Below are 19,662 nucleotides of genomic sequence, written 5' to 3' on the forward strand. Positions count from 1 at the left end.
CCATGATCTTGCAGCGCACACAGCAATAATATACCCATCTCACCCGTACCTTCTGGAATATCCGGCCTGCCCCACCATGTCTTCGGGGCCTTCCGGGTCCGGCCCGTTTCACCACACATCGGGGACCTCTGATGGACGCAAAAGCAAGCAATAAGACCGCCACGCTGACGGTCGGAAACAAGAACTACGATCTTCCGATCCACAGCGGCAGCGTCGGGCCTGACGTCATCGACATCGGCAAGCTCTACGGCCAGTCCGGCCTGTTCACCTACGATCCCGGCTTCACCTCGACAGCGAGCTGCCAGTCCAAGATCACCTATATCGATGGTGACGCGGGCGTGCTGGAATACCGCGGCTATCCGATCGAGCAGCTCGCCGAGAACGGCGACTTCCTCGAGACCTGCTATCTCCTGCTGTTCGGGGAGCTTCCCACCGCCGCGCAGAAGAAGGATTTCGACGACCGCGTGATCCATCACACGATGGTGCACGAGCAGATGGCCCGCTTCTTCCAGGGCTTCCGCCGCGACGCCCATCCGATGGCGATAATGGTGGCCGCGGTCGGCGCGCTCGCCGCGTTCTATCACGACAGCACCGACATCAACGATCCCAAGCAGCGCATGATCGCTTCCATGCGCATGATCGCGAAGATCCCGACGCTGGCGGCGATGGCCTACAAGTACACCGTCGGCCAGCCCTTCGTGTACCCGAAGAACTCGCTCAAGTTCGCCGAGAACTTCCTGCACATGTGCTTCGCCGTGCCGTGCGAGGACTACAAGATGAATCCGGTGCTCGCTGAAGCGCTGGACAAGATCTTCATCCTGCATGCCGACCACGAGCAGAACGCTTCGACCTCGACGGTGCGCATCGCCGGCTCCTCCGGCGCCAACCCGTTCGCCTGCATCGCCGCCGGCATCGCCTGCCTCTGGGGCCCGGCGCATGGCGGCGCCAACGAAGCAGCGCTTGCGATGCTCGCCGAGATCGGCACCGTGGACAAGATCCCCGAGTTCATCGCCAAGGTGAAGGACAAGAACTCCGAAGTCCGCCTGATGGGCTTCGGTCACCGCGTCTACAAGAACTACGATCCGCGCGCCAAGATCATGCAGAAGATGTGTCACGCCGTGCTCAAGGAGACCGGCCATGGCGACGATCCGATGCTGAAGGTGGCGCTCGAGCTGGAGCGCATCGCGCTCAGCGACCAGTACTTTATCGACCGCAAGCTGTACCCGAACGTCGACTTCTATTCGGGCATCACGCTGAAGGCGATGGGCTTCCCGGTGTCGATGTTCACCGTGCTGTTCGCGGTCGCCCGCACCGTCGGCTGGATCAGCCAGTGGAGCGAGATGATCGAGGATCCTCAGCAGAAGATCGGCCGTCCGCGCCAGCTCTACACCGGCGTCACCAAGCGTGACTACGTGAAGATCGGAAGCCGGAAGTAAGTTCAGCCTCAGGGCTTCCGAAGCGGCGCCGTCTCGCGATGGCGCCGTTTTCGTTTGTAGGCATTGAAGGGTACGCAAAGCGCAAGCTGCCCACCGTCTCGGAACGGCAGCGAAAGATGCCTATCGCCGCCCCTTCCGCATCGTCGCGAGCACGATGTCGGCAGCGAGCACGCTCGGCGATCTGTTGCCGGTCGACATGATGGTATCGAGCTGCGCAAAGGCCTCGACCTGCTGCCGGCGCAGCGTGGAATCCGTCAGCACCTCGGACAGCGCCGGTGCAAGCTTCTCCGGCGTGCAGTCCTCCTGCAGAAACTCCGGAATGACCTCCTTGCCGATCACGAGATTGGCGAGGATCACGGAGGAGACCTTGACCGCACGGCGCAGGATGAAGGCTTCGATCGCACTGACGCGATAGGCCGTCACCATGGGAATGCCAGCCAGGGCAAGCTCCAGCGTCACCGTGCCGGATTTCGCCAGCGCAGCGTGTGCGATCCGGAACGCGGCGCGTTTCTCGCTCTCGCCGACCACGATTCTGCGGCTTGACCGGCCAGTTTGCCACGCCCTCTCGAATGGTGGCTTCGAGGTGCGGCATGGTCGGCAGCATCAATTCGAACGCGCGGCCTGCGGCGTGGAGTCGTCCAAGTGTTGCGCCGAATGTTTCGAGGTGATGCCTGATCTCGCTGCGGCGGCTGCCGGGCAGCACCAGCAGCACAGGCGGCTCGGCATCACGGCGCTTCTGCTCCTCGGCATTCGGCCGCAGCGACGGCAGCTGCTCGATCAGGGGATGGCCAACATAGCTGCACGGCGGCCCGCCGAGCTTGCGGTATTCCGCCGGCTCGAACGGCAGCAGACCGAGCACATGGTCGACATAGCCGAGCATGGCGCGCGCCCTGCCCGGCCGCCAGGCCCAGACCGAGGGCGAGACGTAATCGACGACAGGGATCGCGGGCTTCGTCGCGCGCACGCGGCGGGCGACGCGATGGGTGAAATCGGGACTGTCGATGATGACGAGCGCGTCAGGCGCGGCCTCCAGCACGGCGTCTGCGGTCTCGCGGATCAACCGCAGGATTTTTGGCAGTTGCTGCACCACCGCGGCGAAACCGACGATCGACAGCTCCTCGATCGGAAACAGCGTCTCGAGCCCCTCGCGCGCCATGGTGCGACCGCCGACGCCGACGAACTGCACGCCGTCGCCGAGGCGCTGGCGCAGCACCTTCATCAGCGCCGAACCGAGCCGGTCGCCGGATTCCTCCGTCGCGATCAGGAAGATCTTCCGCTTGGGATCGCGCGTCTGCGTCACGCCGGCAGACCGATGACGAAGAGATATTTGGAGTCGGCATACGCGATCATCGCCTGCGGCTCGGCAGCGATGGTGTTGCCGGCGACGACGGCGATTCCGGCAAGGCCGGCCTTGGCGACGCCCTCGAGTGTGCGCGGGCCGATCGTCGGCAGGTCAAAGCGCAGGTCCTGACCACTCTTCGGCGCCTTCACCAGCACGCCCCGTCCGGTGGCGGCGCGGATGCGGCCCTCCTCGCGCAGGCGCGCCACGCGCGCCAGCAGCGCGTCGGTGCCCTCGATGTCCTCGACCGCCACCACGTGGCCGTCGATCACGACCGCGGCCTGACCGATGTCGAACGGACCGAGCGCGGTCAGCACCGCGCGGCCGCGCTCGATGTCCGCCTTGCTGTTGTCGCTCGGCCAGGCACGGCTGATGCAGCCCTCGGGCATCAGCAGATCGGGTGCGACGTCCTTGATGCCGACCATGCGAAAGCCGCCCTGCTCGAGGATGCGGCCGACGCCGGACAGCAGATGATCGTCGCCGCCGCGGAAGGCGCGGATGACGTTGCCGAGCAGCCGCAGCGTCGTGACGTCGAACCGGATCTCGGTCAGCGAAGGCCGCACCAGGGTGCCGATGAAGACCAGGTCGCGGCAGCCCTCCTCGCGGAACAGCCGCATGGCGCGGCCGAGCTGGCCGACCGAGATCCAGCGATGGCGGAACTCCTCCACCCGCGCCGGATCGCAGGCGCCGCGCAGCGGGAATAGGACCGGCGTGATGCCGTGCGCCGCGAGCGAATCGGCGACCGCGAACGGCATCGCGCCGCCCCCGGCGATCACGCCGACCGGCGATGAAATCTCAGAAGCCGCCGATGTTGCGTCCGCGGCCATCCCGGTCTCACTTTGCGATGGCGGGAAGACAGAGCGGGCGATGCTTGCCCTTGCCGATGAAGTCGAGGATCTCGGCAATTGCCGGATCCTCGCCGGCCAGCGGCTGAACCGCCTGCAACCGCTCGGCAAACATGCCGGCCCCGTGGAAGAGCTTCTGGTAGAATGCACGCACGGTGGCGAGACGCTGCTTGGTGAACTTGCGCCGCTTCATGCCGATGATGTTGAGGCCCTCAAGCGCCGCGTACTGTCCGTTGACCAGCCCGAACGGAATGATGTCGTCGCGCACGCCGCACACGCCACCCACCATGACCTGTGGGCCGATGCGCGTGAACTGGTGTACCGCCGAGAGGCCGCCGATGAAGACGAAATCGCCGATCTCGCAGTGACCGCCCAGCGTCGCCGACGTCGCGAAGATCACGTCGTTGCCGACATGGCAGTCATGGCCCACATGGCTGCAGTTCATGAAATAGTTGCGATCGCCGACCGATGTGATGCCACCACCAGCGACCGTGCCGGCGTTCATGGTCACGGACTCGCGAATGGTGCAGCCCGAGCCGATCGTGAGTTTCGTCAGCTCGCCACGATAGCTGAGCGACTGCGGCGGCGTGCCGAGCGAGGCGAACGGATAGATGGTGCAGTCGTCGCCGATCGTGGTTTGCGCCGTGATATGCACATGCCCGATCAGCTTGCAGTTCTTGCCGACCACGACATGCGGGCCGATGATGCAATAGGGCCCGATCTCGGTGCCCTCGCCGATGACGGCGCCGTCCGCGACCCGTGCCGTGGGATCAATCTTACTCATCAAGCGATCTGACTCATCAAGAAGGTCTGATTAGGTGTTGAAGTAGCTCGGTTTTCCGCTGGTTACCGCGAGTTTGCCCGATCTGTCCAGTGACGTATCATATCGGCCTGTTTCAGGCGCCGGATGAGCCGACGCTCGCATCCCTTCAGCGCGTTGATGTGGAGGTTGAAGTCATCGTGGTCAGGGCCCTGGCAATCCTGCTGGCACAGCTCGTAGCCGCACCGATCGTGTCCGAGACGGTCGAGACCGGCGAACGCCGTCTGATCGATCTCGGGACATTCGAGTGCCGCGACATCACCCGCAGCACGGTGCTGCAGCGGGTCTGCTACGACCCCGCGCAGCAGGACCTCATCGTTGCGGTTGGCGGCACCTATGACCGCTATTGCGGCGTGACGGTGGACATCGTCGAGCGCCTGCTGGGCGCTCCGTCCATGGGCCGGTTCTTCAAGCAGAATCTCAAGCGCGAGGCTGTGTCCGGCCGCTACGACTGCCGGACGTAAGAGGCCGCCTCAGTCCGTGAGCATGGCGCCGACGTCGGCTTCCGCAACGACCTGGCCGTTGACCTTGGCGTCGCCGTGAAACCACCACATCGCCTTGCGGCGGCCGATCGATCGCATGTGATATTCGATGGTGTCGCCGGGCAGCACCGGCTTGCGGAACTTGCACTTGTCGATGGTGAGGAAATACACCGCGCGCGGCTTCTCCGTGCCCTCGACCGAGGTGATGCCGATCACTCCGGCGGTCTGCGCCATCGCTTCGATCATCATCACGCCGGGATAGACCGGGCGTTCCGGGAAATGCCCCTGGAAGGCCGGCTCGTTGAAGGTGACGTTCTTGATGCCGATGCCACTGTAGTCGGCGCGGATGTTGATCACCCGATCGATCAGCAACATCGGAAAACGGTGCGGCAACGTCCGGAGGATCGCATTGATATCCACCAGCTCGAACTTGATGGGTGATTCCGCCGTCATTCCCGTCCCTCGTTCTTCGGATCGGCCTTGCTGTCGCGTACCAGGCGCTCCACCGCGATAATTTCCTTGAACCACTGCTTGGTCGGCTTGGCAAAAAGCCACCCCAGCGACCGTTCGGCGGGATGTCGTCCTTGACGCCGCTCATCGCGGTGACCTGGGCCCCGTCGCCGATCTTGAGGTGATTGTTGATGCCGACCTTTGCTCCCAGCGCCACGTTGTCGCCGATCGTCAGGCTGCCCGCGAGCCCGATCTGGGCGGCGAGCAGGCAATTCCGGCCGATCGTCACATTGTGACCGATCTGGACCTGATTGTCGATTTTGGTGCCCTCCCCGATCACGGTGTCGCGCAGGGATCCGCGATCGATGGTGGTGCCGGCGCCGACTTCCACATTGTTCTGGATCAGCACGCGGCCGGTCTGGGGCACTTTCAGATGGCCCTCGGGGCCGAAGAAAATGAAGCCATAGCCGTCCTGGCCAATTGAGCAGCCGGGGTGGATGAGCACGTCATTGCCGATCAGCGCGCACTGGATGGCCGTACGGGCGCCGACATTGCAGTCCCGGCCGATCTTGACCCCGGGACCAATGACGGCGCCGGCGCCGATCACGGTGCCGCTGCCGATCTCCACATCCGGGCCGATCACGGCCAGGGGATCGACAATGACGTCGTCCTCCAGCCGCGCCGACGGGTCGATGATGGCCGACGGCGCAATGCCTGAATTGCCGACCCAGGACTGAGGGCGGAGGGCATCGCCGTGCCATTGCCGCGCGATCCCGACGAAGGCGCGGAACGGCTGCGCCACGCGCAGCACGGCCACATGCGCGGGCACCTGCGCCTCGAAGCGCGGGCTCACCAGGCAAGCACCGGCCTTGGTTGCCTTCAGATCGTCGGCATATTTGAGGTTGTCGAAGAACGTCAGGTGCATCGGGCCGGCCTCGTCGAGCGAAGCCAGACCCGTGATGAATTGGTCGCCCCTCGCGGGATCGACCAGTTGCGCCTTGGTCAGCGCGGCGATGTCAGCCAGCGCTGAGGCAGGCGGTGTCTTGAAGAAGGTCGGCTGCGCCATTCCACCCCGTCGCGGTCCGGCTTCGGCATGAAGCGGTCAGGCCGCATCATGCCTCATCTCTTGAAGTGGCACGATCCCTTTCGGAAACCGGCTCCGCTGGTCCGGATCGTGCCGTGCTGATCGAATTAGAACGAGGTGCCGCCGCCGAACCTGAACTCCTGCGTACGGTCGTACTTGCCCTTGGTGAGCGGCACGGCGTAGTCGAAGCGCAGCGGTCCAAATGGCGACTGCCAGATCAGGCCGACACCCACCGACGACCGGACGACATTGCCGTTGTCATACACGAGGCCGGTGCAGGTTCCAGGCGTCGCAGGGTTGACGGTCGACCCGACGCAATTCGAATTCTTCGTCGTGGTCATTTCGTTGGTCACCGACCACGTCGTCGGGCCCTGGTAGTCGAACAGGCCGCCGGCGTCGGCGTAGACCGCGCCCTTCAAGCCCACTTCCTTCGGCAGGAACCAGAACGGCATCTGCAATTCGAGCGAAGCGCCCCAATATTTGGTGCCGCCAAGCGCGTCCTGCGTGCCGTAGGGATTCAAATCGCGCGGACCGATGCCGTTCGGGGCAAAGCCGCGGACCAGGTTCGGGCCCATCTGGAAGTGATCGAGCATACGCAGATCCTGGCTGCCGATCTTGTTCAGCATGCCGCCTTGGACGCGGACGAGACCGACGATGTCCGAGACCAGCGGAGCATAGTACTTCGCATCGACCACGGACTTCAGATAGGAGACGTCGCCGCCGACGCCGGCGAAATCCTGACGGAAGTCGACCAGCAGACCGTCGGTGGGGTTCTTGTTGTTGTCCAGCGTGTTGTAGGTCAGCGTGTAGCCGAGCGCCGAGGTCAACGTCTTGCCGTTGGCAAGCTCCTTGCGCACCGGCAGCGAGGCTTCGCCATCGCTGTAGCAGCCGAGGCCGTTGGTCCCTGCATTCAGCGGAATACCTGTCGCATTCGAGAATGCCGGGCTTGGATTGAAGGCCGGATTCGGCGTCACGCCATCTGCCAGGAACTGGTTGTTGTTACAGTTCGCCAGATAGCTCGGCAGCTGGATTTCCTGCTGGTAGATCGAGTAACGCAGCTGGAGCGCCAGATCTTCACGCAAGGAGAAGCCGAGGCGCGGGCTGAAGCCCAGCGTCTTGGTGCCGTAGGAGATGTAGCTGTTGGAGAGCTGCTGGCGCTGATAGAGGTCGAGACCGAGCGCGACGCGGTAGTCGAGCAGGTACGGCTCGACGAACGACAGCGAATAGCCGCGGGCATACTGGCCGTAGGTCACCGACGCCTTGGCGAACAGGCCCCGGCCGAGCAGGTTGCGCTCGGAGACAGAGACTTCGGCCAGCGCACCGTCGGTCGTGGAGTAACCGCCCGAGACCGAGAAATCGCCGGTCGACTTCTCTTCGAGGTCGACGACCAGGACCACGCGGTCGCTGGAGGAGCCGGGCTCGGTCGTGATCTTCACGGTCTTGAAATAGTCGAGGTTCTTCAGGCGGCGCTCGGCACGGTCGACCAGCGCACGGTTGTAGGCATCGCCCTCGGAGATGTCGAACTCGCGGCGGATCACGTAGTCGCGCGTGCGGGTGTTGCCGCGGATATTGATGCGCTCGATATAGGTGCGCGGGCCCTCGTCGATGTTGAACACGACGGAGACGGTGTGCGCCTCGAAGTTGCGGTCGCCGCCGGGGCGGACCACGGCGAAGGCAAAGCCGCGACGCGACGCCTCGATCTGCATCTCCTCGACCGATTTCTCGACCGATTCGACGTTGTAGAGCGCACCGACATTGACGCGCGAATAGGCGCGCATCGAGGTCGGATCGAAGTTCGGAATGCTGGAGCGGAAGTCGACGGTGCCGACGCGGTACTGCGAGCCTTCCTCGATCTTGAAGGTAACGTTGAAGCCCTTCTTCTCCGGATCGTATTCGGTGAGCGCGGCCACCACCTGGACGTCGGCAAAACCGTTCTTGAGGTAGAAGCGGCGGATCAGGTCGCGGTCGGCTTCGACGCGATCCGGATCATAGATGTCGTTGCTGGCGAGGAAGCTCAACAGGTTCGATTCGTGGGTCTTGATGATGTCGCGCAGGCGGTAGGACGAGAACGCGTTGTTGCCGACGAACTCGATCGACTTGACCCCGGTCTTGGAGCCCTCTTCGACCGTGAAGATCAGGTCGACGCGATTGTTCGGCTGCTCGATCACTTCAGGCGTGACGCGCACGTCGTAGCGGCCGGACCGGCGGTAGATCTCGGCGATTCGCAGCGTGTCGGACTGCACCATGGCGCGGGAGAAGGTGCCGCGCGCCTTGGACTGGACCTCGGTGGTGAGCTGCTCGTCCTTGATCTTCTTGTTGCCCTCGAAGGCAACGCGACCGATCACCGGGTTTTCCACCACGGAGACGATGATCTGACCACCGGCGCCACGGTTGATCTGCACGTCCTGGAACAGGCCGGTCTCGATCAACGCCTTCAGGCCGTCATCGACGGCGCCCTGATCCAGGCGGCCACCCGGGCCCGGTTTGAAATAGGAGCGGATGGTCTCCACCTCGACACGGCGATTTCCTTCGACGGAAATCGACTGGACGGTCTGAGCAAGCGCAGACGAAGACACGAAAGCAGCCCCAACCGGGGCAAGCACCGGCGCGCCGAACATGATCAGGGTTGCGAGCAAGCCACCCCGGAGTCGCAGTCCAAACTTCATTGCGCAACGCGCCCTTATCAGTACCAGACCCAACCCCAACGCCGGTCCGGGAGATTCCCCAAGTTCGAAGCCGCTTGTAGCCAATTTCCTCGGTGCCGCAAACGGCAGCAGACACCGTAATTTCAATTTCATTCCAAGACGTTGCTGATCAGCAACGCCACAAAAAGCCCCTATCAGGACGCCGCCATCCGCAGGATGTCGTTATAGGTGGCGAACACCATCAGCATCAGCACCAGACCGAGCCCGATCCGGAATCCCATCTCCTGGGTCCGCTCGGACAAGGGGCGGCCGCGGACCAGCTCGGCCGCATAGAACATGAGGTGACCGCCATCGAGCAGCGGAATCGGGAACAGATTCAGCAGGCCGATCGACACCGACAGCACCGCGCACAGATTGATCACGAACTGGAACCCGGCGCTGGCCGCTTGCCCCGACATCTTGGCGATGCCGAGCACGCCGCTGACCTCGTTGGGATTGCCCTGTCCGACGAACAGCGAGCCCAGGAACTTGAAGGTGCTGGTGATGATGAACCAGACCTGCTCGACCCCGATCTTGAGCGCCTCGCCGACGCCGACCGGCGTGGTCGAGGCCTCGCCGGCCTGAGCCTTGTGCTCGACGCCGAGCACGCCGAGACGGTGGCTGTTGCCGAAGGGATCCTTGCGCTCCAGCAGCGCCGGCGTCGCGGTCAGCGCCACGATGGCGCCGTCCCGCTTGACCTGGAAGGCAAGCGCTGAACCGGCATTCATCGCAACGATTCGCTGCATGTCGGCAAAGCTCTCGATCGGCTTGCCATCGATCTGCACCACGACGTCGCCGATCTTGAAGCCGGCCGCAGCCGCCGCGCCGTCGGCCACGACACCATCGACGCGCGCGATCGTGCTCGGCTTGCCGTAGTACAGCGCCATGCCGGCGAAGATCAGCGCGCCCAGGATGAAATTGGCGATCGGTCCGGCCGCGACGATGGCGGCACGCGGGCCGACCTTCTTGTGGTGGAAGCTGCCGGCGCGCTCCTCGGCCGTCATGGCCGCGAGCGTCTGGGACGACGGCGTCGAGGCCTCGCTCTCGTCCCCGAAGAACTTGACGTAGCCGCCGAGCGGGATCGCCGAGATCTTCCAGCGGGTGCCATGGCGGTCGTTGAAACCGACCAGCTCAGGTCCGAAACCGAGCGAAAAGGTTAAGACACGAACGCCAGCCCAGCGCGCGACCAGGAAATGGCCGAGCTCATGGAAGAACACGACGATCGTCAGGACGAACAGGAAGGGAACTGCGTAGCCGAGGAGCCCATGGCTCAACGTATTGAAACTATGGACGAAAAAGTCGATCATCGAATTCCCTCATCCAGCGCCGCTAGGCCCTGGCCCCGAACCATCTAGGATGCCTTTAAGGCAATTTGAGGCAATAGGGCGGCAGCTCTATTTCGCGCAACATGGTCAACAGAGATTGCATCGTCGGCTGACGTCAGCGGGGTCTGGTTCCCGCCCCGGATCCAGTCGTCCAGCGTCGCCTCGACCAGCCGCGCGATCGCGCCGAACCGGATCTTGCCGGCAATGAAGGCTGCGACCGCAACCTCGTTGGCGGCGTTGTAGACGGTGGTCGCCCCCTTCCCGGTCCGCAGCGCATCGAAGGCGAGGCGCAGCCCGGGAAAGCGCTCGAAATCCGGTGCTTCGAACGTCAGCTGCCCGATCTTGGCGAGATCCAGCTTGGCCGCCGGTCCCTTGATCCGGTCCGGCCAGCCCAGGCAGTGCGCGATCGGCGTACGCATGTCGGGGGCGCCGAGCTGGGCCACGACCGAACAGTCCGAGAACTCCACCATGCCGTGGATGATCGACTGCGGATGAACCAGCACGTCGATCTCGTCCGGGCTCAGCGCGAACAGGTAGGACGCCTCGATCACTTCGAGGCCCTTGTTCATCATCGAGGCGGAATCGATCGTGATCTTCTGGCCCATGCTCCAGTTCGGATGCTTCAGCGCCTGGGCCAGCGTAGCCTGCTCGATGTCGGCAGGTTTCCAGGTGCGGAACGGGCCGCCGGATGCCGTGATGATGACGCGAACGAGTTCGTCACGATTGCCCGAGGCGAGCGCCTGGAACAGCGCATTGTGTTCGGAATCGGCCGGCAGGATGCAGGCGCCCGCTTTCGCTGCGCGCTGCATGAAGAAATCGCCGGCGCAAACGAGGCATTCCTTGTTGGCCAGCGCGACATGCGCGCCGCGATCGACCGCAGCCAATGCTGGCTTCAGTCCGGCAGCGCCGCTGACGGCCGCCATCACCCAGTCGGCCGGACGCGCGCCGGCTTCGATCACCGCGCTTTCGCCGGCGCCGCATTCGGTGCTTGTGCCCGCCAATGCAGCCTTCAGCTCGGCAAGCTTGGAGGTGTCGGCGATCGCGACGAAACGCGCTGAGAATTCCCTGGCGAGCTTTGCCAACGCCTCGACATTGCTGTTCGCCGTCAGGGCTTCGACCCGGTAGCGCTCGGGAGAGGCGCGCAGCAGATCCATCGTGCTGTCGCCGATCGAGCCGGTGGCGCCGAGAACCGTGACGCTGCGGACGGCGGACGCCGCAGCCTTGTTGTTACGCAATGGGACCGCGCTCATATTCTCACCAAACCATAAGACCGCTTCCAGCGCTATGCACACCATGGCGGAGGAAGCCGATAATCCATGCCATCAGGATGGCGGCGACAAAACCGTCCAGACGGTCCATGAGACCGCCATGGCCGGGAATCAAGTGACTGGAATCCTTGACATCGAAGCGCCGCTTCACCGCGGATTCGAACAGGTCGCCCAAGGCCGAGACCACCGACAGGATGGCGCTGACGAGCAGCAGTGGAACCGCCTTCCCGAGCCCGCAGGCCGCAAAGCCGCCCGCCACCGCCAGGCTCGCCACGAAGCCGCCGAGCGCGCCGGCCCAGGTCTTCTTCGGGCTCACGCGCGGCCATAGTTTCGGTCCGCCAATGCTGCGGCCGGCGAAATAGCCGCCGATGTCGGTCGCCCACACCACGAGCAGGACGAACATCAGCGCTGAGAAGCCGTTGACGAGGTCCTTCCGCACCAGGATCGAAGCCAGCAGCGCCGCCGCGGCATAGGCGAACCCCGTCGCGGCCCAGACAAACTTGCCGCGCGCGATCAGCGTCACGATCGCGCCGCCGACGCAGCCAACGATGATCGCGGTCTTGAGCGCGCCGAAGGCGACGCAGGCCCCCATCATGGCAATGGTGATCGTCCCTGCCCCGGTCAGCGCGGCTGAGCCGGCGCCCACCACCATCAGCCATTCCGCGAACAGCCCGATCGACACCAGGGTGACGAGCAGCGCCCAGAGCCATCCACCGACATACGCGACCGCAATGGTCAGCGGCGCCAGCACCAGGGCTGCGAGGACCCGCATCACGAGATTGCTCGGGGCCGGCTGCGAGCGCGCCGGTGCCGCGTCGTGTTCGCTCACGAGGCGGTTTTCGCGACGAGACCGCCGAAACGGCGCTCGCGCCTGGCGAATTCGGCGATCGCGCCTTCCAGCGCCGCCTTGTCGAAATCGGGCCAGTGGATCGGCACGAAGACGAGTTCGCTATAGGCGGCCTGCCACATCAGGAAGTTGGACAGGCGCTGCTCGCCGCTGGTGCGGATGATGAGATCGGGATCTGGAATGTCGGGCGCATCGAGATGGGCCCCGAGAGTCTCGGCGTCGATCGTGGCAGGATCGCGCTTGCCCTCTGCGACTTCGCGCGCGAGCTTCTGCGCCGCTTTCGCGATCTCGTGCCGCGAGCCGTAGTTGAACGCGACGACGAGCGTGAGACGCGTGTTGTCGCGCGTCAGTTCCTCGGCCTCATTGAGCAGCGCGCAGATGTCGCCCTCCAGCCCGTCTCGCTCGCCGATGATACGGACCCTGACGCCGTCGCGATGCAGGCTTGCCAGGTCGTTGCGGATGAAGCGCCGCAAAAGGCCGAAGAGATCGCCGATCTCGGTCGCCGGGCGCGACCAATTCTCCGACGAGAAGGAGAAGATGGTGAGGTAGCGGATGCCGAGCTCATGCGAGGCGCGCACCACGCGGCGCAACGCCTCGACGCCGCGGCGATGGCCCTCCGCACGCGGCAAACCGCGCGCAGCCGCCCAACGCCCGTTGCCATCCATGATGATGGCGACATGCGCAGGCGCGTCGGACCGGTCGGGTCCTTCGGTGGCAGGCGCAGCGGCGTTGGACATGGAGGCAGCCTTAGACGGTGAGAATTTCTTTTCCTTGGCGGCCAGCAGCTGATCGACCTCGGTGATGGTGCCGTCGGTCGCCTTCTGCACCTCGTCGGCATGACGCTTCTGGTCGTCCTCGGACATCTCGTGGTTCTTCTCGAGCTTTTTGAGAACATCGAGACCGTCGCGGCGGACGTGACGCACGGCGACCTTGGCGGCTTCCGCGTATTTGTGCGCGACCTTGACGAGTTCCTTGCGACGCTCCTCGTTGAGTTCGGGAATGCGCAGGCGCAGCACCTGGCCCTCGGTCGCCGGCGACAGGCCGAGATTGGAATCGACGATCGCCTTCTCCACCGCCTTGACCATCGATTTGTCCCAGACCTGCACCGAGATCATGCGCGGCTCCGGGACGCTGACGGTCGCAAGCTGGTTGAGCGGCATGTGGCTGCCGTAAGCCTCGACCTGCACGGGGTCGAGCATCGAGCCGGACGCGCGCCCCGTGCGCAGGCCGCCGAGCTCGTGCTTGAGCGACTGAACGGCGCCCTGCATGCGGCGCTTCACTTCGTTGAGGTCGAAATTAGCCGTAGCCATCACGTTTCTCCTTCAAAATCCCGGCGACCTCTCCCGCGCCCCTCCCTTTGGGGCGCGCCAGATAAGCCGTCAGCCGGCGACGATGGTTCCGTGGCCGCCGCCACGCAGAATCGCGCCGATCGAACCCGGCTCTGCGATCGAGAACACGATGATAGGCAGCGACGTCTCGCGGGCAAGTGCGAAGGCGGTCGCATCCATCACCTTGTAGCCGCCCTCGATCGCCTGCGAATGCGTCAGCCGGTCGAACCGCGTCGCGGTCGGATCCTTCTTCGGGTCGGCCGAGTAGACGCCATCGACATTGGTCGCCTTCAGCACCGCCTGGGCGCCAATCTCGGCGGCGCGCAGCACCGCGGTCGTATCGGTGGTGAAGAACGGATTGCCGGTTCCGCCTCCGAGAAGCACGATCCGGCCCTCGGCAAGGTATTTGTGCGCCGCGGTGCGGGTAAACAGCTCGGAAATCTCGGGCATGACGAAGGCCGACAGCGTGCGCGCCGGCGTGCCCTTGCGCTCGATCGCCGATTCCAGCGCGAGGCAGTTCATCATGGTGGCGAGCATGCCCATGGTGTCGCCGGTCGGACGCGACACGCCGCGGGCCGATACCTCGACACCGCGCACGATATTGCCGCCGCCGATCACCACCGCAACCTCGGTGCCGAGATGACGGGCGGCGATCAGATCGTCCGCGACCCGGTCCACAGTCGGCTGATCGATGCCGAAACCCTGCTGTCCCGCGAGATATTCGCCGGACAGCTTGATCACCACGCGACGGTAAGCCGGATCAGTCATGAGCACTTTCCTCGTCCGGGCGCCGCTTCCGGCGGCACGCCGGAAGGAACGTTCCGGCGCTTACTTCTTGCCGCTGGCCGCCGCGACCTCTGCTGCGAAGTCGCTTTCCTGCTTCTCGATTCCCTCGCCGAGAGCATACCGCACGAAGCCCGCGATCTTGATGGCGCCGCCGACCTTGCCTTCGGCTTCCTTCACCGCCTGCGCCACCGACTTGCCGGTGTCGTGGATGAAGGCCTGCTCGAGCAGGCAGACTTCCTTGTAGTAGGTCTTGAGGCCGGACTCGACGATCTTCTCGATCACGTTCTCCGGCTTGCCCTGCTGGCGATATTTGTCGGCGAGCACGTCCTTCTCGCGCTTCACGACCGCCGGATCGAGGCCGGTCGGATCGAGCGCGAGCGGGTTGGTGGCGGCGATATGCATCGCGATCTGGCGGCCGAGCGTAGCGAGCTCGTCAGCCTTGCCCGGCGATTCCAGCGCGACGATCACGCCCATCTTGCCGGCGCCCTCGACGACCGCGCCGTGGACGTAGCTCGACACCACGCCCTGGCTCACTTCGAGGGCAGCAGCGCGGCGCAGCGACATGTTCTCGCCGATGGTGGCGATCGCATCATTGATCGCGGCTTCCACCGTGACGTCGCCGACCTTGGCGGCCTTGATCTTCTCGACATCGGCGCCGACATCGAAGGCAACCTGAGCGATCATCTTGACCAGGCCCTGGAACTGACCGTTGCGCGCGACGAAGTCGGTCTCGGAGTTGACCTCGACCACGACGCCCTTGTTGCCCTTGGTGAGCGCGCCGATCAGACCCTCGGCCGCGACACGGCCCGACTTCTTGGCGGCCTTGGACAGGCCCTTCTTGCGGAGCCAGTCCTGCGCCGCTTCCATGTCGCCAGCGGTCTCGGTGAGCGCGGCCTTGCAGTCCATCATGCCCGCGCCGGTCGACTCGCGCAGATCCTTGACCATCGCAGCTGTGATCGTTGCCATCGTTGAAATCCTTTTTGCCTGCCGGTTCGCCGCGGCGCGGCATCCAATTGCCCCCGCCGCGGTCCATCTCAGGAATTCGCGTCAACTGAATGAAATGGTGGCCGGAGCCTGTCCGGCCAACCCATCGCTCGTTTTGACTATTCCGCTTCCGCGGTCAGCGCCTTGGCCTTTGCGACCCAGGCGTCCGCACGGCTCGGCAGACCGACTTCTTCGCCGATCTTGTGCGCGGTATCGTGGTCGAGCTCGGCGAGCTGCCAGAAGTGGAAGATACCGAGGTCGTTGAACTTCTTCTCGATCGCGCCCGAGACGCCCGGGAGCTTCTTCAGGTCGTCGGCGGTGCCGCGGGGACCTGCGAGGCCCTGGAAGCCGCTCGAGGAGGCCGCGGGGAGGTCTTCGACGAGCGGACGGGTCGAGGCACCGACGTCGATGCCCGAATCGCCCTGAGCGCGCGAGATGCCGTCGATCGCCGCACGGGCGATCAGGTCGCAATACAGCGAGATGGCGCGGCCGGCGTCGTCATTCCCCGGCACCACATAGGTGATGCCCTTCGGATCGGAATTGGTGTCGACGATCGCGGCGACCGGGATGTTGAGCCGCTGGGCTTCCTGGATCGCGATGTCTTCCTTGTTGGTGTCGATCACGAAGATCAGGTCGGGCAGACCGCCCATGTCCTTGATTCCGCCGAGCGAGCGATCGAGCTTGTCGCGCTCTCGCTGAAGCGTCAGGCGCTCCTTCTTCGTGTAGGAATTGGCTTCGCCGCCCGCGAGCACCTCGTCGAGATGACGCAGGCGCTTGATCGAGGCCGAGATCGTCTTCCAGTTGGTCAGCGTGCCGCCGAGCCAGCGCGAATTGACGAAATACTGCGCGCAGCGCTTGGCAGCGTCCGCGACGCCGTCCTGCGCCTGGCGCTTGGTGCCGACGAACAGGATGCGGCCGCCCTTGGCGACGGTGTCGCTGACCGCCTGCAAGGCGGTGTGCAGCAGCGGCACGGTCTGCGCGAGGTCGACGATGTGGATGTTGTTGCGAGCGCCGAAAATGAACGGAGCCATTTTCGGATTCCAGCGGTGAGACTGGTGACCAAAGTGCACGCCGGCTTCGAGCAGCTGACGCATAGTGAAATCGGGTAGTGCCATCGTTCTAATTCTCCGGTTGGTTCCTCCGGAAACGTGTGAGCAAAACGGAGCGTTCTCGCCCCGGCTGCCACCGGACGGCCTTGTGAGCCATGTTTCCGTGTGAGATGGCGCGCTGTATAGCGTCATTTCGGCCAGAAGCAAGGAAATAAGGGCCTTCAGGGGCGGTTTTCGCCCGCCGAAGGCCCATTCCACGATTGCCGCCCTCCGCTAGCACCTCGGCTGGTTCGGCGGGCATTTCTTCGCAGCAGGCGGCGGCGCCGCGGGACGCGGTGGGGGTGGCGCCGGGCGCGGCGGGGGCGCGACAGCCATCCGGGGCGGCGGTGGCGGTGCCGGCCGGGCGACCGGCGGCGGCGGTGCCGGCCGAGCCATCTGCGGCGGGGGCGCGGGCCGCGCCATCGGTGGCGGCGCAGGCCGTGCTACGGCCACGGGCGGAGCCGCCCGGACCGGCGGAGGCGATGCCACACGCGGCGGCGGTGCGGGCCGGGTCATCTGCGGCGGCGGAGCGGTCGGCCTCGCCACGGCCTGAGGCCGTGATGGTGGCGATGGCGATGGCCGGGACGCCTGAGCTGGAGCAGCCGACGGCAGATTTTGTGGCCTGGCTGGCTCGCGAGCTGCCGAGGGCAGCGGGACAACCGGCCGTCCCGCGATGCCGCCGGGCGGCGTGCCCGGCGCGCCCGCAGCGGGCGGTGTCTGTGCCACTGGCGGCTTCGGCATCTGGCCGGGTGCAACGGCCGGATTTGTGACGGTGGGCGCAGCCGTCGCCGGAGCGGCAGCCGTTGGCACACCGGGGCGACCGGGCGGTGTCGTGCCTGGCGCCGCAGTGGTCGGCACACCCGGATGCAGCGGCCCGCCGGGTAAGTTCGACGTCGGCGCGGGCCGACCGCCCGGCGGGGTCCCTGCCCCCGCTGGCGGCGCCGGCGGGCCACCATGGGCTCCGGGAACCGGCAGCGTATTGGCCTGGGGCAACCTGGTCGGCGGCGCAGCGGTCGATGCAGCGCCGGGGACGGCATTCGGTACGGCACCTGGTCTCGCGCCCGGTCCTGCATTTGGCGCGACATTGGCCGGCGTCGCCGGCGGAGTCCCGGGCCTCGCCGTCGGCTGCATCGTCGCGCTCGGCGGCATCGGCGCCTTGCCCTGCTGGATCAGGGCCGCGCGCTGCGCGACCGCCTGCGGCACGGCTGGACCGACCGGGTTGGCGCGGCCGGCAACAGCCGGCGCAAGACTCCCGGTCCAGCGCCAGGTCCAGGTCGACCGCCGGGCCCCGCGCCCGGCGGCGGCGGCATCGGCGGCCGGTTGATCACGGTGTTGATGACGGTGGTGTTATGGATGTTCCGGTAAATGAGGTTGTTCGGCGGCGGCGCGACGTAGATCGGCGGTCTGACGAACACCGGGATCGGCACGAACATCGGCTGCGGCAGCACGAACAGGCCGACCACCGGCAGCGGCGGCTCGAGCACGACGAAATCCGGCGGCGGCGGCGGCAAATAGTAGACCGGCGGCGGCGGCGGCGGCGCGAAGCCGAACACGGGATCGCCGAACAGCAGCACCGGACGGTCGACATAGACGATCTCCTCCGGCGGTGGAGGCGGCACGTCATAGTCGATCATCGCGAAGCTCGGCGGCGGCTCGACCGGCGCCGTGAGGATCGCGAGGCGCCGGCGCGCGTCACCCGCATGGGGCCCACGCGGATAGCGGCGCAGATAGGACCAATAGGCTTCCGGCGTGTCGTTTCGATAGGTCCGCCGCCAGGTGATCGCCTCGCGGCGCGCCGCGACGATCGCCATCACCCGCTTCGACATCGGGTCATTCGGATAGGCCGCGAGAAACTCCTCATAGGCCGGCAGCGTGTCACGCTCGAGCACGGCCGCGTAGGCATCCTGCGCACCGAGATCGCGAATAGGCTTGTTACGGGTCGCCGCGACCTGGTCCGGCGCGGTCTGCGGCGGCGGGGCGTCGGGTCCACGCTCGAAGAACGAGAATGGCACGGAGATCTTCTGCTCGTTCCACGGCACCTGCGCACCCTTGCTGGCCTCGTTGACGCGCAGGCGCAGGCGATCGAACACCTCGGGCAGCGGCAGGCCACCGGTGCGGATCATCTCCGCGAGCGACTGCGCATAGATGCCGTAAGGCCCGGGCTCCTCCGGTGCCACGGTGCCGGGCGCAGCATTGAAGGCGATCAGCATGTTCGGATCAGGCTCGACCAGCGCCAGCCCGCTCGCGATCGGCTGGCCGCCCTCGATGAAGGGTTGCGCCCGTGCGGCGTCGAGCACGACGATGTTGGCCTTGAGCGGAATGGCAGCGAGCTGACGCAGATAGTCGCTGACGCGCAGGCCTTCGGTCGGAACATCGGTATCGCGGGTGATGTTGGAATCGACCGGGATGAAATAGTTCTCGCCGGCAAGCTGTACGCCGTATCCGGCGAGATAGACCATCGCGACCGTGCCGGGTCCCGAGGCCTGCGCCTTCTGGATGAAATCGCGAAAACTCTTGCGCATCGTGTCGCCGTCGAGATCGCGCGCGCCGACGACGTCGAAGCCCGCCGCTTGCAGCGTCTGCGCGATCAGCCCGGCATCGTTCGCGGTCGTCGCCAGCGGCGACTTGGCATAGGCGCCGTTTCCGACCACGAGCGCGATGCGCTTTTCCTGCTGCTGCGCGCGTGCCGGGCCGAGCGCGCCCGCGGCGACCACCACGATGGGCAGGAGAAGGCGGATGAAGATTCTGAGCGTTCCACGCATGGCTTGCTTGCCCGCTTTCGTTGTTGAGCTGCCACCGTACATGAGACATGCGGCCGGCTGAATGGCTCTTGAACGAAAAGCAGGGATTGAGGCGGCGGCATGGCCGCCGACCAAACCCGGCGTCAGGCCCGTGT

At 65.5% G+C, this 19,662-nt stretch carries 13 protein-coding genes and 4 pseudogenes; 2 read left to right on the forward strand and 15 right to left on the reverse strand.

Annotation, left to right across the window (positions count from 1 at the left end; translation table 11 throughout):
- Positions 1–131: 131 nt before the first annotated feature.
- The gene (gene gltA / locus ACQ86E_RS32900; RefSeq protein WP_431203491.1) at positions 132–1,436 is read left to right on the forward strand and encodes a citrate synthase; all 1,305 of its coding nucleotides are present in this window, start codon (positions 132–134) and stop codon (positions 1,434–1,436) included.
- A 120-nt stretch (positions 1,437–1,556) separates the two neighbouring features.
- Here the strand turns inward: gltA and lpxB are convergent.
- The 3 genes and pseudogenes from lpxB to lpxA all read right to left on the reverse strand — a co-directional run bounded on the left by lpxB (position 1,557) and on the right by lpxA (position 4,404).
- Positions 1,557–2,736, reverse strand: a pseudogene (gene lpxB, locus ACQ86E_RS32905) (lipid-A-disaccharide synthase).
- Positions 2,733–3,602 (reverse strand): LpxI family protein, encoded by an 870-nt coding sequence (locus tag ACQ86E_RS32910; RefSeq protein ID WP_431203492.1) that lies wholly within the window; start codon positions 3,600–3,602, stop codon positions 2,733–2,735. Before ACQ86E_RS32910 ends, lpxB begins: the two are co-directional and overlap by 4 nt.
- Positions 3,603–3,609: 7 nt before the next feature.
- A complete protein-coding gene (gene lpxA, locus ACQ86E_RS32915) occupies positions 3,610–4,404 on the reverse strand; it encodes an acyl-ACP--UDP-N-acetylglucosamine O-acyltransferase (RefSeq protein WP_431203493.1) in 795 nt (264 codons plus the stop codon).
- A gap of 176 nt (positions 4,405–4,580) precedes the next feature.
- On the opposite strand from lpxA, the gene ACQ86E_RS32920 reads away from it, so the two are divergent.
- Positions 4,581–4,904 carry a KTSC domain-containing protein gene (locus tag ACQ86E_RS32920; protein WP_431206627.1) on the forward strand — a complete coding sequence of 108 codons (324 nt, stop codon included), beginning with the start codon at positions 4,581–4,583 and terminating at the stop codon, positions 4,902–4,904.
- Positions 4,905–4,913: 9 nt separating this feature from the next.
- Here the strand turns inward: ACQ86E_RS32920 and fabZ are convergent, their stop codons facing one another.
- From fabZ to ACQ86E_RS32980, 12 genes and pseudogenes are all read right to left on the reverse strand, one after another.
- Positions 4,914–5,375, reverse strand: a complete 462-nt coding sequence (fabZ, locus tag ACQ86E_RS32925; RefSeq protein ID WP_008131325.1) for a 3-hydroxyacyl-ACP dehydratase FabZ — start codon at positions 5,373–5,375, stop codon at positions 4,914–4,916.
- A pseudogene (lpxD, locus tag ACQ86E_RS32930) lies at positions 5,372–6,438 on the reverse strand (UDP-3-O-(3-hydroxymyristoyl)glucosamine N-acyltransferase). The gene fabZ and the pseudogene lpxD overlap by 4 nt, the downstream one beginning before the upstream one ends.
- 125 nt (positions 6,439–6,563) lie before the next feature.
- Complete coding sequence (bamA, locus tag ACQ86E_RS32935; RefSeq protein ID WP_431203494.1) at positions 6,564–9,122, reverse strand: outer membrane protein assembly factor BamA; 2,559 nt, start codon at positions 9,120–9,122, stop codon at positions 6,564–6,566.
- Between the two features lie 173 nt (positions 9,123–9,295).
- Positions 9,296–10,447, reverse strand: a complete 1,152-nt coding sequence (gene rseP, locus ACQ86E_RS32940; protein ID WP_015685829.1) for an RIP metalloprotease RseP — start codon at positions 10,445–10,447, stop codon at positions 9,296–9,298.
- A gap of 44 nt (positions 10,448–10,491) precedes the next feature.
- Positions 10,492–11,715, reverse strand: coding sequence for a 1-deoxy-D-xylulose-5-phosphate reductoisomerase (gene dxr, locus ACQ86E_RS32945; protein ID WP_431203495.1), 1,224 nt, complete (start codon positions 11,713–11,715; stop codon positions 10,492–10,494).
- 4 nt (positions 11,716–11,719) lie between these two features.
- Positions 11,720–12,562 (reverse strand): phosphatidate cytidylyltransferase, encoded by an 843-nt coding sequence (locus tag ACQ86E_RS32950; RefSeq protein ID WP_431203496.1) that lies wholly within the window; start codon positions 12,560–12,562, stop codon positions 11,720–11,722.
- The gene (locus ACQ86E_RS32955) at positions 12,559–13,317 is read right to left on the reverse strand and encodes an isoprenyl transferase (protein WP_431206628.1); all 759 of its coding nucleotides are present in this window, start codon (positions 13,315–13,317) and stop codon (positions 12,559–12,561) included. The genes ACQ86E_RS32950 and ACQ86E_RS32955 overlap by 4 nt, the downstream gene beginning before the upstream one ends.
- 24 nt (positions 13,318–13,341) lie before the next feature.
- Positions 13,342–13,890: pseudogene (frr, locus tag ACQ86E_RS32960) on the reverse strand (ribosome recycling factor); the annotation flags it as partial.
- Between the two features lie 69 nt (positions 13,891–13,959).
- Positions 13,960–14,676 (reverse strand): UMP kinase, encoded by a 717-nt coding sequence (gene pyrH / locus ACQ86E_RS32965; RefSeq protein WP_151649973.1) that lies wholly within the window; start codon positions 14,674–14,676, stop codon positions 13,960–13,962.
- Between the two features lie 60 nt (positions 14,677–14,736).
- Complete coding sequence (tsf, locus tag ACQ86E_RS32970) at positions 14,737–15,660, reverse strand: translation elongation factor Ts (protein WP_015685823.1); 924 nt, start codon at positions 15,658–15,660, stop codon at positions 14,737–14,739.
- A gap of 137 nt (positions 15,661–15,797) precedes the next feature.
- A complete protein-coding gene (locus ACQ86E_RS32975) occupies positions 15,798–16,793 on the reverse strand; it encodes a 30S ribosomal protein S2 (protein ID WP_431203497.1) in 996 nt (331 codons plus the stop codon).
- A 207-nt stretch (positions 16,794–17,000) separates the two neighbouring features.
- A pseudogene (locus ACQ86E_RS32980) lies at positions 17,001–19,528 on the reverse strand (caspase family protein).
- Between the last annotated feature and the right edge of the window lie 134 nt (positions 19,529–19,662).

Source organism: Bradyrhizobium betae, from assembly GCF_050632175.1.
Lineage (GTDB): Bacteria > Pseudomonadota > Alphaproteobacteria > Rhizobiales > Xanthobacteraceae > Bradyrhizobium > Bradyrhizobium betae_B.